Raw genomic sequence first — 14698 nt, forward strand, 5'->3', positions numbered from 1 at the left:
ACATAAATGCTCATGAAATATCCATATAAAAAAAGTACAAGCATTCGTGAAGATGGACCGGGTATGCGATGTGGCATAAAAACCGCCGAAGGCAGCTATATAATTAAAAGGCAGATGTATATACTTAAGCGGACAATTAGCTCATGAATAAACAAATAATTTACATATGAAAGTAACTATTGTTGGTGCTGGAGCTGTAGGCGCAACTACAGCGGACAATTTAATCCGTCGAAATGTCGCAGAGGAGATTGTATTATTGGATATTAAAGAAGGTTTTGCAGAAGGCAAAGCGCAAGATATGGCACAAACTGCCGCATTATTGGGTTTTGAATCAAAAATCAAGGGGGTAACCAATGATTATCTGTCAACTGCAGGTTCAACTGTTGCCGTTATTACGTCGGGGATTCCACGTAAACCTGGAATGACACGCGAAGAATTGATTGGGACAAATGCCAATATTGTCAAGTCGGTTGTCGAAAACTTAGTAAAACATTCTCCGGATATTATCATTGTTATCGTATCTAATCCCATGGATACCATGACCTATCTAGCACTTAAATCAAGTGGATTGCCTAAGAATAGAATTATTGGAATGGGCGGTACATTGGATTCAGCACGATTCAAATATCAACTGAGTGAAAAACTGAATGCTTCTGCGGCCGATCTCAATGCCATTGTTATTGGCGGTCATGGAGATACAACAATGATACCACTCATCAAGCACTCCACGTGGAACAGTATTCCAGTCACTGATTTCCTTACCCCGGAAGAGCAAGGCGAAATTGTACACAAAACTATGGTTGGTGGAGCAACATTAACCAGCCTAATCGGCACCTCAGCCTGGTATGCTCCGGGAGCCGCAACAGCTGCAGTCGTCGAAAGTATCGTACGTGATCAAGGAAAATTATTTACAGCATCCGTTTATTTGGAAGGTGAATTTGGTCAAGAAGATATCAATCTGGGCGTACCGGTTATCATCAATAAAAAAGGATGGGATCGCATCGTCCCCATTCAACTCGATGACGAGGACAAAGAAAAATTCAATAAAAGTGCAGAAGCAGTACGTACAATGAATAATGTACTGAAAGAAATAAAAGCGCTGTAGCTCATAAACAATAAAAAGATAAGCTGTAGCTTATAAACTATCAAGAGATAAAAAGCTGTTATTCTATCAATAACAGCTTTTTTTATGAACGTTCAACACGCACTGCGGGTTTTAAAATTTCTTTTTTAAGGGAATTTTTGGGTATGTTTGGCTATATGACAACAGTACCATTTCAATTATTGGATTTACAAGGCCAGGGCACACACATTTTAGTCGATGTAGAAATATATAATCGTTCGTTCAAGATGGTAGTTGATACTGGCGCATCTAAAACTGTATTTGATAAAACGCAATTGGGGCATCTTTTGGATGACCAATTGCAGCTTGAACCTTCAGAAACATTATCAACAGGACTTGGCACCAATTCAATGGAGAGTTTCAATATAAAAATTCCGAGTCTGACATTAGGTGAATGGCAGATAAAAAACTTAAATACTGCGGTATTGGATTTAAGCTCGATCAATTATGCCTATCAGCAGATGGATCTCGAACCAGTGATCGGCGTATTGGGTGGAGATATTTTTGCAGACTATGGCGCTGTCATTGATTATGCAAAGCGCACCTTAAAATTAAGAACCCGGAAATTAAAACTTAAATAGACGTTTGTGGATATGGAGCCGGAGATAGCTATAGTACACAATTGCAATCAATATCCCCAGTCCCCCCATGACGTATAATGTCGTTCGAAGCCCACAGTAACTGGCTAAGGAACCTATCATCAATGTACCAATGGGAAATATCCCCTGAAAAGCCATGACGTAATACGAGATTGCCCGAGCACGATAGATCGGTATGGCATGCGTCTGAATATATGTATTGATACTTGAGTTTTGCATCATCATGGCAAAGGATACCAACATCACATAGACGAGTGCCATCTGCAGCATACTCGAATGCGCCAAAAACAATAATGCAACTCCCATAAGCGCAGCAGCCCCCATCACCTGATAGCGCAAATTGGTACCCGATTTTAAACGGGCCATATTAAAAGCACCAATCATGGCACCCAGGCCGGCCGCACTTTCAAACCAGGAGAACGTACGTTCATCACCATGAAACATTTCTTTTGCTATGGCAGGCAGCAACGAGGTATACGGAATAACGATCAAGCTGGAGAATGTCATGATAATAATCAGCGAGGAGATGTGCGGTGAACGTTTGAGGTAACGAAAGCCTTCGACCAAGCCTTCCCAATTGCTTCCCTTGCTCAGTTGAACATGTGTTTCATCGACCTTCATCATCAATAATGTAATAATAACCGGAACAAAACTGATAAAATTCAGGGCAAAACAAACGAGTTCACCGTATGTACTCAGTAAAATACCGCCTATAGCAGGGCCCAACATTCGTGCGCCATTGAAAATTGTTGAATTCAGCGCTATGGCATTCGGCAGATCTTTACGGTCCCCAACCAAATACATCATGAGCGACTGACGCCCCAAAACATCGAAGGAATTAATAACTCCTTGTATAAGACCTAAGATGGAAAGCCATAAGACACTCTCCCATTTCAGATAAACGACCAAGGTCAAGATCCCAGCCTGTATCATCAAACCAATTTGGGTTATCAGAACCAATTTATACTTTTTATGCTTATCGACAAAACTGCCGATAAATGGAGACAGGACCAAAGAAGGCAATAGGGAGATAAACTGCACAAAACCAAGCCAAAACACAGATCCGGTCAATTCATAGACTAACCAACTGATGGCTATCCGCTGCATCCAAGTTCCCATAAGGGAAATTGCTTGACCTATAACATGTAACCGGAAATTTCTATAATGGAGCGAACGAAAAACCTGCATATGTAAAGATAATACTATATTAAAAGTATAACAAAAAATTAGGAGAAGAGATTCCTTTTTGCTAAAATAAAGATACAATAGGTGAAAATCAATGCTTCAATACTGGAATATAATCAATAACTTTGCATCATTATTTCGAACTTTAGAATAATCAAATAATTATCATTCAATAACATATACAATGAAATTTTTTATTGACACAGCGAACCTAGAGCAAATCAAAGAAGCCCAAGACTTAGGCGTATTAGACGGGGTAACAACCAATCCAAGTTTAATGGCTAAAGAAGGTATTAGCGGTGATGAAAACGTAATCAACCATTATAAAGCGATCTGTGCAATCGTTGATGGCGATGTCAGTGCTGAAGTTATTTCTACAAATTATGAAGAAATGATCAAAGAAGGAGAAGCGTTAGCAGCTCTTGACAGCAAGATAGTTGTTAAAGTCCCTATGATCAAAGATGGCGTAAAAGCAATTAAATATTTCAGCAAAAAAGGTATTAAAACAAATTGTACATTGGTATTTACAGCTGGTCAGGCACTATTGGCTGCTAAAGCTGGGGCAACCTATGTATCTCCTTTTATCGGTCGTTTGGATGATATCTCTACAGATGGATTAGCGTTGATCGAAGATATTCGTTTAATCTATGATAACTACAACTATCCTACACAAATTTTAGCTGCTTCTGTACGTCACAGTGCACACATTTTAGGATGTGCTAAAATCGGTGCTGATGTTATGACAGGTCCTTTATCAGCGATCCTAGCGTTATTGAAACACCCATTGACAGACAGCGGTCTAGCGACATTCTTAGCTGATCACGCTAAAGCTGCAGGCAAATAAGATTCCTATATTTCGATATAGTAACGAAAACCGATAAGTAAGATGACACGAATCTTAAACTTATCGGTTTTCTTATTTTTAATAGATTCCGTATTTTTGTACTGTCAAAAGCATCTTTGAGAAAGGAAATGGCCCATTTCTGTTCGTTAATGGTCTATGCAAAGGGAAAAAATACGATGAATAAATTCGTCGGATAGTTTTTAAACTTGCAAATAAAAGTAAATTTCTCTTAGTTTGTATTTGATCTAAGGCTTAACGAAGAAATCCATGGAAGATTCCAACACTGTATATCCAGAAATTCTCAAACGAAATAGTTTAAAAGTTACCCAACCCCGGTTGAAGGTACTTGAAATTATTTCGAGGAAAGAGTCTGCAATTTCGCAGCCGGAACTGGAAAAATTACTGGGCAAGGATATTGACCGTGTCACATTATACCGGGTATTGGCCAGCTTTGAAGAGAAAGGGATTATCCATAAAATCTTTGATCTACACGGTACAGCTACTTACGCAATGTGTTCGACAAACTGTTCAGAACATGATCATCATGACCAACACGTACATTTTATTTGCCGGGTATGCAATTCTGTGTACTGTCTGGAAGATATGATCTTACCAAAAGTATCGATCCCAGAAGGCTTCAGTCTCGAAGCGATAGCCGTAAATGCACTTGGTGTGTGCAATCATTGCAAAAAGTAAATCAGGCTGTACGAATCCAAAACTATTTTTCGGCTGAACTGTCTATACATTGGCTATCGGAAGATGCTCCGTTTAGCTCGTTATTGTCGTTTCAAATGCTGTTTTTTTCGTACATTGTAGTGGCATCGATCTTGATGTACGGCTCGCTCATGATCTATTGTATCGGCTGAATTTACAAATTCGCTATCACAGCCATTTCGCTGCAATAGGAAGACTGCCGCAAATCGATGCAAATGAATAATTAACAAATAATAATTGGATGAAAACAAGAAAAGAAAATCCATATAAAGAGGTCTTAACACAACTGATTATCGATATCTTCGAAAAATCGGGTAATAAGCCGCTCAACTATAAACAAGTTTCGTCAAAATTGAATCTTACCGATAATGACTCAAAAGTTGCTATAGCCGATATTTTACATGATAATGTAAGAAATGGGCTTTTTATTGAGGTCGAGCGCGGCAAATTTAATCTGAAACAACTTAAAGTTTATGTCACAGGAAAAGTAGATATGACTGCAGACGGTTCTGCCTATGTAATTCCTGATGACGAATTTGAAAATGACATCTATATCGCTCCACGGAAACTTAGACAGGCACTCCATGGCGATATTGTGAAGGTCCATACCTTCGAAAAAAGAAAAGGTGGCCGTAAGAAAGAGGGTGAAGTCGTTGAAATCCTGCAAAGGGCCAAGACTGATTTCACGGGAACGATCAGCATCTCCAACAATTTTGCTTTTTTTATTGCGGATGACCGCAAGATGTTACACGACATTTTTATCCCTTTGGACAATCTGAATGGAGCCAAGGATAAGGAAAAAGTGGTCGTTTCGATTATCGACTGGCCAAGCGGGAGCAAAAATCCTGTCGGAACGGTAAAACATGTTTTGGGTACCAAGGGGGAAAATAACACCGAGATGAACGCTATTTTGGCCGACTATGGTTTCCCATTGGAGTTCCCTAAAAAAGTTGAAGCTGAAGCCAATCAGATTTCGGAAAAAATAAGCGCGGAAGAAATTGCAAAGCGGCGTGATTTTAGAAACGTTACGACCTTTACCATTGACCCAGCGGATGCAAAAGATTTCGATGACGCCATCTCCTTTCAAAAATTAGAGAATGGCAATTATGAAATCGGTGTTCATATTGCGGATGTTTCGCATTTTGTCATACCCGACACAGAATTGGACAAAGAAGCATTCAACCGCGGCACATCCGTCTATCTGGTTGACCGCGTTATTCCGATGCTTCCGGAGCGTCTTTCCAATGGTGTCTGTTCGCTACGTCCGCATGAAGATAAACTTTGTTTTTCGGCTGTTTTTGAATTGGACGAAAAAGCCAATGTGCATGATCAATGGTTCGGCCGTACGATTATCCATTCGGACCGACGTTTCAGTTATGAAGAAGCACAGGAGGTGATCGAAACGAAATCGGGTGATTTCAGTGAAGAGATCCTGAAATTAAATGAACTGGCTTATATTCTGCGGGAGCGTAAGTTCAAAAATGGTGCAATAGCCTTTGAAAGTGAAGAGGTAAAATTCACCTTGGATGAAAATGGCAAACCTACAGGGGTATATACCAAAGTCCGTAAAGATGCGCACAAGCTGATTGAAGATTTTATGTTATTGGCGAATCGTAAGGTTGCCGAGTTTATTGGCAAACAAGGCCGTGGAAAAAACAAGCTTACTTTTGTATACCGGTTCCACGATGTACCTAATCCGGAGACGCTGACAACTTTCTCTCAATTTGCAGCGCGGTTTGGTCATAAATTGACCATCAAAACGGATAAGGAAACAGCGAAATCTTTAAATGCGCTGATGACGAAGATAGAAGGTAGCAAAGAGCAAAATATGCTGACTTCACTTGCGGTACGTTCGATGGCCAAAGCGATCTATACGACAAAGAAGACAAGTCACTATGGACTCGCATTTGATTATTACACCCATTTCACCTCTCCTATCCGTCGTTATCCCGATGTGATGGTACACCGTCTTTTACAATTCTATCTGGAGGGCGGTACCAAGATCAATGCGGAGCATTACGAGAAAATGGCCGAACATTCTTCACAAATGGAGAAAAAAGCGGCTGAAGCCGAACGTGCATCGATTAAGTACAAACAGGCAGAATACTTGCAGGATCAAATTGGTACCGAATATACGGGTATTGTCTCGGGTGTTACTGAATGGGGTATGTATGTGGAGATTGAAGAGAACAAATGCGAGGGTATGGTCAGGCTGCGGGATATCACCGATGACTTTTACGTACTTGACGAGAAGAACTATGCGATTATTGGCCAAAGGAAGAAAAAGAAATTCCAGTTGGGTGATGAGGTTCAAATCCGCGTGAAGAAAGTGGATCTTGATAAACGGCAGATTGATTTTACGTTGTTGAGTTAAGAATAAAAAAAGAGCGTTATTATTCAAAATTAACGCTCTTTTTCTTAAAAAATTGATTGTAAAAAACCTGAGTTTGTATTAAAAAAATAAAACAACTTAGTTTCTACAGACACATCTCGAAAATACTAACATACTAATATGTTAATGAGACTGATATAGGAGTTACTCCAGATTTAATTTCCTGAGATTTCTCAACAATTACTTTCCCTCCCTGCTCAACCTTGTATGTAAGTGTAAATGGTTGCTTAATTGTAAATGCAGAAATATTTACACTAGCAGTCAAATAATTAGCCGGTGATTCCAAAACAGCAGTTTTACCTCCTTGAAAATACTCTTTTTCAACTGAATATAACACTTGACCTGTTGTCCCTGCAGCTCCATTAACAGTCCACGTTTGTGGCTTAGCATCGCCTCCCGCAGACCCACAAGATACAGACACATCTCCACCGTCAACAGTGAAAGATGAAGAAGTTGTAACTGTAACCTTAAGAGCCCCTTTGTTCTCTGATGGTACAGTATTATCGTCGTCCTTTGAGCATCCAACAAAAGCGAAGGTTACCAAGGCCAGTACCACTGCATACATTAATTTCATTTTGATTTTCATAACTTGAATACATTAATTTGTTTCTACTAAATATTTACACGTGTTTATCAAACACTTTGCCAAACAGAACGCAAAAACATGCAGGAGGTGCAATATACCTGAAAACCAGTAGAAGAATATTTTCGAAAGAATACCATTATTTAAAGGGTACTGCACAGCGAAAGAACAACTTAGAGTGCTTACAAGAAGAAACCTATATTACATAGCTTTTTGCCGTTTTGCTACCCTATAATCGTCCATATTCGTGTACAACAAACCATCAGGAGTTGAATAGTTATTGTCGAAAAGGATATAGAATCTACCCATCGTTGCCTAAACGAGGATATTCAGCTTGCTTGCAGATAGTTTCCTGAATCAAAGCTACAAATGACTAAAAATACTAAACGGTTCGCTTAACACACTGCAATAGGAAAAAAGGGATAGTCAGGATCAGAGAATACGAAAGAAGCCAATTGATAATAAAGAAACGAGTAGCACCAATTCAAAAAATAATCTAAATTTTATACACTAACTATTTCATATTCAAAAGGGAATCAGTATCTTTGCGAACTTAAAATATTTAAGGTAAAAAAATTTATAAACAAAAACAGGTAAATGCCTACTATTCAACAATTAGTTAGAAAAGGTAGAGTAGCTCTGGTTGATAAGAGTAAGTCACCAGCGTTGGACTCATGTCCACAGCGAAGAGGTGTATGTACACGTGTATATACTACTACCCCTAAAAAACCAAACTCAGCAATGCGTAAAGTAGCTCGTGTACGTTTAACAAACGGTAAAGAGGTCAACGCTTACATCCCTGGAGAAGGTCACAACTTACAAGAGCACTCGATCGTATTGATCCGTGGTGGTCGTGTTAAGGATTTACCAGGTGTACGTTACCACATCATCCGCGGTGCATTAGATACTTCAGGTGTAGCAGGTCGTAACCAACGTCGTTCTAAATATGGAACTAAGCGTCCTAAACCAGGACAAGCAGCTGCAGCTCCAGCAAAAGGTAAAAAGAAATAATTAAACGGAGGAAAGAAAAATGAGAAAATCAAAACCGAAAAAGAGAATCATTTTACCTGATCCAAAGTTTAATGACGTTCAGGTAACACGTTTCGTAAACAATATGATGGTAGATGGTAAAAAATCTATCGCTTATTCTATTTTTTACGACGCAGTAGAATTAGTAGAACAAAAAACACAAGAAAGCGGTTTAGAAGCTTGGAAAAAAGCTTTGAACAACGTTATGCCTGCTGTTGAAGTTAAATCACGCCGTGTTGGTGGTGCTAACTTCCAAGTTCCTATGGAAGTTCGTCCAGATCGTAAAATCGCTTTGGGTATGAAATGGTTAATTTCATACGCTCGTAAACGTGGTGAAAAAACAATGTTCGAAAAATTAGCAGGAGAAATCATTTCAGCTTCTAAAGGTGAAGGTGCTGCTGTTAAGAAGAAAGAAGATACGCACAAAATGGCGGAAGCTAACAAAGCGTTCTCACACTTCAGATTCTAATTTTGAAGACATTCAAAAAAATATGATTACACCGACCTCCGATAAAAACAATCTTTTATCAAGGTCGGTGTACTTATTTAACATTACATTTAAACACATAAGACCATTAAGGTCCGCTGCTTAAAAATATTATGGCAAGAGATTTAAAATTCACTAGAAATATCGGTATCGCTGCCCACATCGATGCTGGTAAAACTACAACAACTGAGCGTATCCTTTACTACTCAGGTGTAAACCACAAAATTGGTGAAGTTCACGAAGGTGCTTCTACAATGGACTGGATGGAGCAAGAAGCTGAACGTGGTATCACAATTACTTCTGCTGCTACAACCGTTTTCTGGAACTACCGTAACAACAAATACCAAGTAAACGTAATCGATACTCCTGGACACGTGGATTTCACGGTTGAGGTAAACCGTTCGTTACGTGTACTAGACGGATTAGTTTTCTTATTCTCTGCGGTTGATGGTGTTGAGCCTCAATCTGAGACTAACTGGAGACTAGCTGATGGATATAAAGTACCTCGTATTGGTTTCGTTAATAAAATGGACCGTTCAGGTGCTGACTTCTTAAAAGTTGTTGGCCAAGTAAAATCAATGCTAGGTTCCGATGCAGTAGCTTTACAATTGCCTATCGGTGCTGAAGATACATTCAAAGGTGTAGTTGACTTGATCAACAACCGTGGTATCGTATGGAATGAGCATGATAAAGGAATGACCTTTACAGAAGTTCCAATTCCAGAAGATATGTTGGATGAAGTTGCTGAATACCGTGAGAAATTATTGGAAGCTGTAGCTGGTTATGATGAGACTTTGATGGAGAAATTCTTCGAAGATCCAAATTCATTGACTGAGCGTGAAATCTTAGATGCTTTACGTAAAGCGGTATTAGATAATGCAATTGTTCCTATGGTATGTGGTTCATCTTTCAAAAACAAAGGTGTTCAAACCATGTTGGATCTAGTAATGGAATTATTGCCTTCACCTCTTGATATCGATGCTGTAAAAGGTACTAACCCTGATACAGGTGAAGAAATTTTACGTAAACCATCTGTAAACGAGCCTTTCGCAGCTTTAGGTTTTAAAATTGCGACTGACCCATTTGTAGGTCGTCTATGTTTTATCCGTGCTTACTCGGGTAAGTTAGATGCTGGTTCTTATGTATTGAACACTCGTTCAGGAAACAAAGAGCGTATCTCTCGTATCTTCCAAATGCACGCGAACAAACAAAACCCTATCCCTTTCATCGAGGCTGGTGATATCGGTGCTGTTGTAGGTTTCAAAGACATCAAAACTGGTGATACACTTTGTGACGAAAAAGCACCTATCATTCTTGAGTCTATGACTTTCCCTGAGCCAGTAATTGGTTTGGCGATTGAGCCTAAAACTCAAGCTGACGTTGATAGATTAGGTATTGGTCTTGGTAAATTGGCTGAAGAGGATCCTACATTCGTTGTAAAAACTGACGAAGAAACTGGTCAAACAGTTATCTCTGGTATGGGTGAGCTTCACTTAGAGATCTTGATCGACCGTTTGAAACGTGAATTTAAAGTAGAGGTTAACCAAGGTGCTCCTCAAGTATCATACAAAGAGTCTATCAACGGTACTACTGAGCACCGTGAGGTATTCAAAAAACAATCAGGTGGTCGTGGTAAATTCGCGGATATCAAAGTTGTTATTTCTCCAGCGGATGAAGATTTCGATTTATCAAAATCACCACTTCAATTCGTTAATGAAATTGTTGGTGGTAAAATTCCTAAAGAGTTTATCCCTTCAGTTCAAAAAGGATTTGAAACTTCAATGAAAAATGGTGTATTAGCAGGATTCCCATTATCAGGAATGAAAGTTCGTTTGATTGATGGTTCATTCCACGCTGTCGATTCAGATTCATTGTCTTTCGAATTAGCTGCTCGTCAAGCATACCGTGAAGGATTGCCTAAATGTTCTCCAGTGTTAATGGAACCAATTATGAAAATAGAGGTTTTAACACCAGAAGAAAACATGGGTGATGTAATGGGTGACTTAAACCGTCGTCGTGGTCAAATGCAAGGTTTGGATTCACGTAACGGTGTACAGGTAATCAAAGCATTGGTTCCACTTTCTGAAATGTTCGGTTACGTAACACAATTACGTACAATCACTTCAGGTCGTGCAACATCGACAATGGAATTTGATCACTTTGAAGAAGCTCCTCGTAACGTTGCTGAAGAGGTGATTGCAAAATCAAAAGGTAAAATCAAAGGTTCTGTAGAATAATATAGAACTCAAAAATAAACCGACCGCTGGTTGTTAATAGCTCTAATCAGCGGTCATTTTTTAATAATATCATATACTATGAGCCAAAGAATCAGAATTAAATTGAAATCTTACGATTACAATTTGGTTGACAAATCAGCTGAAAAAATCGTAAAAACAGTAAAACCTACAGGTGCAGTTGTTAGTGGTCCTATTCCATTGCCTACTGAGAAAAAAATCTATACGGTATTACGTTCACCACACGTTAACAAAAAAGCACGTGAGCAATTCCAATTGTGTGCTTACAAAAGATTGTTGGATATCTATTCATCAAACGCTAAAACTGTTGACGCATTGATGAAACTTGAATTGCCTTCAGGTGTTGAAGTAGAAATCAAAGTGTGATAGATTTCAGTCACTGAAAAAAGAAGGGGCCTTTCGGAAGAAAAGCCCCTTTTTTGTGAATGTGTCTGATATTATTAGCCAGAAAGAAACCTTCAGTCGGCTTCCATTGCTGTTGCTGCCTGCGGAATCATGAAGGTTTTGTTTGCGCAAATATTCCTCATGAAACTAATAAATCCAAAACATGAGGTGAAAGACATTTTTCGACCAATTAAAATTAGAGCTGATAACCAAGTCCGATTGAAAATACACGATTATAGGTACTAATCTTATCATCTAGCTTGATATCTAAAAGACCTAACTCATATCCGCCATGCACCGAAAAGCCATTTGTTAATTTAAATCCCGCTAAAAAATTTAATCCAGCATCATATTTCTTCATCTCATTGCTATTTTTTCTAGTCCCAAACTGAATTTCTTCTACAGTCCTAGAAAATTTCTCTTTCCCAGAGATTGCAACACTTGTATATGGTCCCCCAGCTAGAAAAAATTGTCCAAAATTATTTTGAGGAAAGTAATACATTAAGTTTAAAGGGACTTCAAGATATTGTACCTTACGCCAGCCATCCATCAAAATTTCACCATTTTGCGAACCTGTACTCATTTTGGATCCTGTCTGTTGAAGAGCCACACCAGGTTGCAAAGCAAAATTATTACGCAATGGAAGCTCTACATATGCTTCTACATGTAATCTTGTAATGGCAGGATAGGCCGAGCTTCCATAGCTTGAATATCTCACTTCCTTTGCAAAATTGGCTGCCGTACGAAGGCCGAAAGACATTTGAGCCTGAAGCCCGGTTGTCATTCCCACAATGGCTAATGTGGTTAATAATATTCTCTTCATATAATTACTTTTATTCGCTATGCTTGAGATAGCGGGCAAAAGTAATAAAAAAACTATTCGGCTTCTTTATCAATTTCAGTCGAAGGGGGAAGTTCATGGTGCAAGGTCGCGTACATATCATTGTAAACGTCATCCTTACTATCTTCTTCCCCTAAAAGAAATCCCCAAGGTTTTAACTCCTTAATGCGGTCCATTATAATTTTGACAATCGCCAAAATAGGAATCGCCAAAAACATACCGGAAATACCCCATACCATTTCGCCAATAATAATGGAGAGCATAGCAAATAAGGAGTTCACTTTCACTTTAGAACCTACAATCTTTGGAACAATAAAGTTACTATCGATTAAATGCACAACGATCAAGGCAAGCATAACCAAGACGACATGCGTGAATGAAGAGGTTGCAAAAGTCAGAATGGCAATAATAAGCATGGAAGAAAAAATACCGACATAAGGTAATACATTGAAAACTCCAGTTATCAAAGCGAGAAGTAAACTATATTTCACTCCAATAATCGAAAGGGTGATAAAAACTAGCAAAGAGACCAAACTCATCTGAATCAGTAGCCCAATAAGGTATTTTTTGACGACATACTGAACCTGTTGAACGACGTCCAGAACAATAGGTCTATCTTCTACACGATTGGCAAATAAGAGAAATTTGACAATATGACCTCTGTAAATCAGTAAAAAAAACGTGTAAAGAAAAGTAAAAACAAACAAAATAAATAGCGACGAAAGAGAGACCAAAGCTGTTCCCAGGAATAAAGTACCAGAATCCACCGACTTCGATGCTGTTTTATTGATAAAATCAATCTGATCTTTATGCTGGATTCCAAACTGTTGGCTCACCCAGGTCTGTAGATTACCCACGCCATCCATAATCTGTTGCTTAAAAGCCGGGAAATCTTCTTTAAGGAGTGTAAGCTGCGAGGCTAATAGAAAAAGTCCGTACCCCAACACACCGAAAAATAAAACAACGCTCAATATGCCGGCCAATGTACGTGGAAAATGGAGTTTCCGTTCCATAAAATTGCTCAGCGGAATCAATAGTAGCGAGAACAGTAAGCCCAAAATCATGGGAATCACTATCGTATCTCCAATTTTTGCTAAATACCCCAGTAGAATGATACTGATGAGTACACAGGCAAGTTTGACATAAAAGGGTAAAGGAAGAAATCTTTTCATGCAGCAATCTTTTGAATAAAAATAACAATTTCGGTTGACTTTAGTTTAATACAATAAAAAAGTCCCCACAAATGCAGGGACTCTTTCCTCATAATAAGTTTAAGTACTTATATTTCTTATAGTCCGAAACCGATACCCACAGACCAAACACGGTTTTTAGCCATATCACCTGACCCTGGAGCTAAGTTGGTTAAACCCAAACCATAACCAGCATTGATTTGAAAACCATTAGTCAACTGGTAACCAGCTAAGAAATTGATACCAAAATCGGTACGTTTAAGATCATCATTTTCATTGCTACCAAAATTTAGATCACGTTCAATTCTCACATTTCCCTCGCCTAACTCTCCTTTACGTTTACCACTTAATCCGAATCCAACATAAGGTCCTGCACCAATAAAAAAGTTACCAGAATCTCCTGTAGGTAATTTAGCTACTAGGTTTACTGGAATATCAAGAGACATTACACTCTCTTTAATTTCAGAAGCTGAACCTGGAGTCCACTTTCCACCTTTATTTTGCAAAGACAATCCCGGTTGAATAGAAAAATAGGGCGAAACGGGAGCGTCCAAATAACCCGTTACAAAAAATCCTGTATTTGATTGTGTGCTTTCATTACTTAAAGAATATTTAGGAATATTTACACCCGCACGGAGACCATATCCCAATCCACCTTGTGCAAAAGCTCCTAACGAACCAAATAAAATTGCTGCAGATAATAATAGTTTTTTCATGTTTCCTAATTTAATTTACTTTCTTCTTTTACCATTTAATCTCATAATTTCCTGTACGAGATTTATTACATTCCCATTTGCAATATCTATTCCAAAATCCATAAGCCATTAATTTACATAGTAAAACATCAAAAAAAATTATCTTTTCACGATTTAGCATTGTCCTTTAAAAGATACAGTAATTGGCGTATTATTTCAATCTGATGGCGAGCTGCAATGGATTCGGTGTTTGATTTTACCGAGGAAAGTGCTTTATCAAAAACGTCTTGGTTATCCCAAGCTGAAAACCCTTCCGGTATGTTCCTACTGACCATTGCTCAAAGGATCACACAGCAAAATACCAGCTTGGTTTTCAG

General features: G+C 38.7%; 14 protein-coding genes. 9 read left to right on the top strand and 5 right to left on the bottom strand.

Translation table 11 applies throughout. The features are described from left to right. Positions 1 to 166: 166 nt before the first annotated feature. Both IQ31_RS13935 and IQ31_RS13940 read left to right on the top strand, forming a co-directional pair. Positions 167 to 1105 (top strand): malate dehydrogenase, encoded by a 939-nt coding sequence (locus IQ31_RS13935; RefSeq protein WP_088162889.1) that lies wholly within the window; start codon positions 167 to 169, stop codon positions 1103 to 1105. 155 nt (positions 1106 to 1260) lie between these two features. After that, positions 1261 to 1704, top strand: a complete 444-nt coding sequence (locus IQ31_RS13940) for a retropepsin-like aspartic protease (protein ID WP_088163761.1) — start codon at positions 1261 to 1263, stop codon at positions 1702 to 1704. Here IQ31_RS13940 and IQ31_RS13945 read toward each other — a convergent pair. Beyond that, positions 1690 to 2910: an MFS transporter gene (locus IQ31_RS13945; RefSeq protein WP_088162890.1), complete on the bottom strand. Its 1221-nt coding sequence runs from the start codon at positions 2908 to 2910 to the stop codon at positions 1690 to 1692. The two genes, IQ31_RS13940 and IQ31_RS13945, sit on opposite strands and share 15 nt — an antisense overlap. A gap of 181 nt (positions 2911 to 3091) precedes the next feature. Here IQ31_RS13945 and fsa point away from each other — a divergent pair, with 181 nt between their 5' ends. From fsa to rnr, 3 genes are all read left to right on the top strand, one after another. Further along, on the top strand, positions 3092 to 3751 hold the full coding sequence (fsa, locus tag IQ31_RS13950) for a fructose-6-phosphate aldolase (RefSeq protein WP_075994110.1): 660 nt from the start codon (positions 3092 to 3094) through the stop codon (positions 3749 to 3751). Between the two features lie 267 nt (positions 3752 to 4018). Continuing rightward, entirely contained in the window at positions 4019 to 4447 is a 429-nt protein-coding gene (locus IQ31_RS13955; RefSeq protein ID WP_075994111.1) for a Fur family transcriptional regulator, read from the top strand. Positions 4448 to 4706: 259 nt separating this feature from the next. After that, a complete protein-coding gene (gene rnr / locus IQ31_RS13960; RefSeq protein WP_088162891.1) occupies positions 4707 to 6839 on the top strand; it encodes a ribonuclease R in 2133 nt (710 codons plus the stop codon). Between the two features lie 133 nt (positions 6840 to 6972). On the opposite strand, the gene IQ31_RS13965 is transcribed toward rnr, so the two are convergent. Further along, positions 6973 to 7443, bottom strand: a complete 471-nt coding sequence (locus tag IQ31_RS13965) for a hypothetical protein (protein ID WP_088162892.1) — start codon at positions 7441 to 7443, stop codon at positions 6973 to 6975. A 594-nt stretch (positions 7444 to 8037) separates the two neighbouring features. Between IQ31_RS13965 and rpsL the strand changes: the two genes are divergently transcribed. The 4 genes from rpsL (at position 8038) to rpsJ (ending at position 11577) form a co-directional block, all read left to right on the top strand. Next, a complete protein-coding gene (rpsL, locus tag IQ31_RS13970; RefSeq protein ID WP_002993550.1) occupies positions 8038 to 8451 on the top strand; it encodes a 30S ribosomal protein S12 in 414 nt (137 codons plus the stop codon). A gap of 19 nt (positions 8452 to 8470) precedes the next feature. After that, positions 8471 to 8938, top strand: a complete 468-nt coding sequence (gene rpsG / locus IQ31_RS13975; protein ID WP_046671863.1) for a 30S ribosomal protein S7 — start codon at positions 8471 to 8473, stop codon at positions 8936 to 8938. A gap of 131 nt (positions 8939 to 9069) precedes the next feature. Beyond that, positions 9070 to 11193, top strand: coding sequence for an elongation factor G (gene fusA, locus IQ31_RS13980; protein ID WP_088162893.1), 2124 nt, complete (start codon positions 9070 to 9072; stop codon positions 11191 to 11193). Between the two features lie 78 nt (positions 11194 to 11271). Then, on the top strand, positions 11272 to 11577 hold the full coding sequence (gene rpsJ, locus IQ31_RS13985) for a 30S ribosomal protein S10 (protein WP_028070501.1): 306 nt from the start codon (positions 11272 to 11274) through the stop codon (positions 11575 to 11577). Positions 11578 to 11791: 214 nt separating this feature from the next. On the opposite strand, the gene IQ31_RS13990 is transcribed toward rpsJ, so the two are convergent. The 3 genes from IQ31_RS13990 to IQ31_RS14000 all read right to left on the bottom strand — a co-directional run bounded on the left by IQ31_RS13990 (position 11792) and on the right by IQ31_RS14000 (position 14342). After that, positions 11792 to 12418 (bottom strand): porin family protein, encoded by a 627-nt coding sequence (locus IQ31_RS13990; RefSeq protein ID WP_145328337.1) that lies wholly within the window; start codon positions 12416 to 12418, stop codon positions 11792 to 11794. 53 nt (positions 12419 to 12471) lie between these two features. After that, the gene (locus IQ31_RS13995) at positions 12472 to 13608 is read right to left on the bottom strand and encodes an AI-2E family transporter (protein WP_145328338.1); all 1137 of its coding nucleotides are present in this window, start codon (positions 13606 to 13608) and stop codon (positions 12472 to 12474) included. A gap of 116 nt (positions 13609 to 13724) precedes the next feature. Beyond that, entirely contained in the window at positions 13725 to 14342 is a 618-nt protein-coding gene (locus tag IQ31_RS14000) for a porin family protein (protein ID WP_145328339.1), read from the bottom strand. Between the last annotated feature and the right edge of the window lie 356 nt (positions 14343 to 14698).

The organism is Sphingobacterium siyangense, from assembly GCF_007830445.1.
Taxonomy (GTDB): Bacteria; Bacteroidota; Bacteroidia; order Sphingobacteriales; family Sphingobacteriaceae; genus Sphingobacterium; species Sphingobacterium siyangense.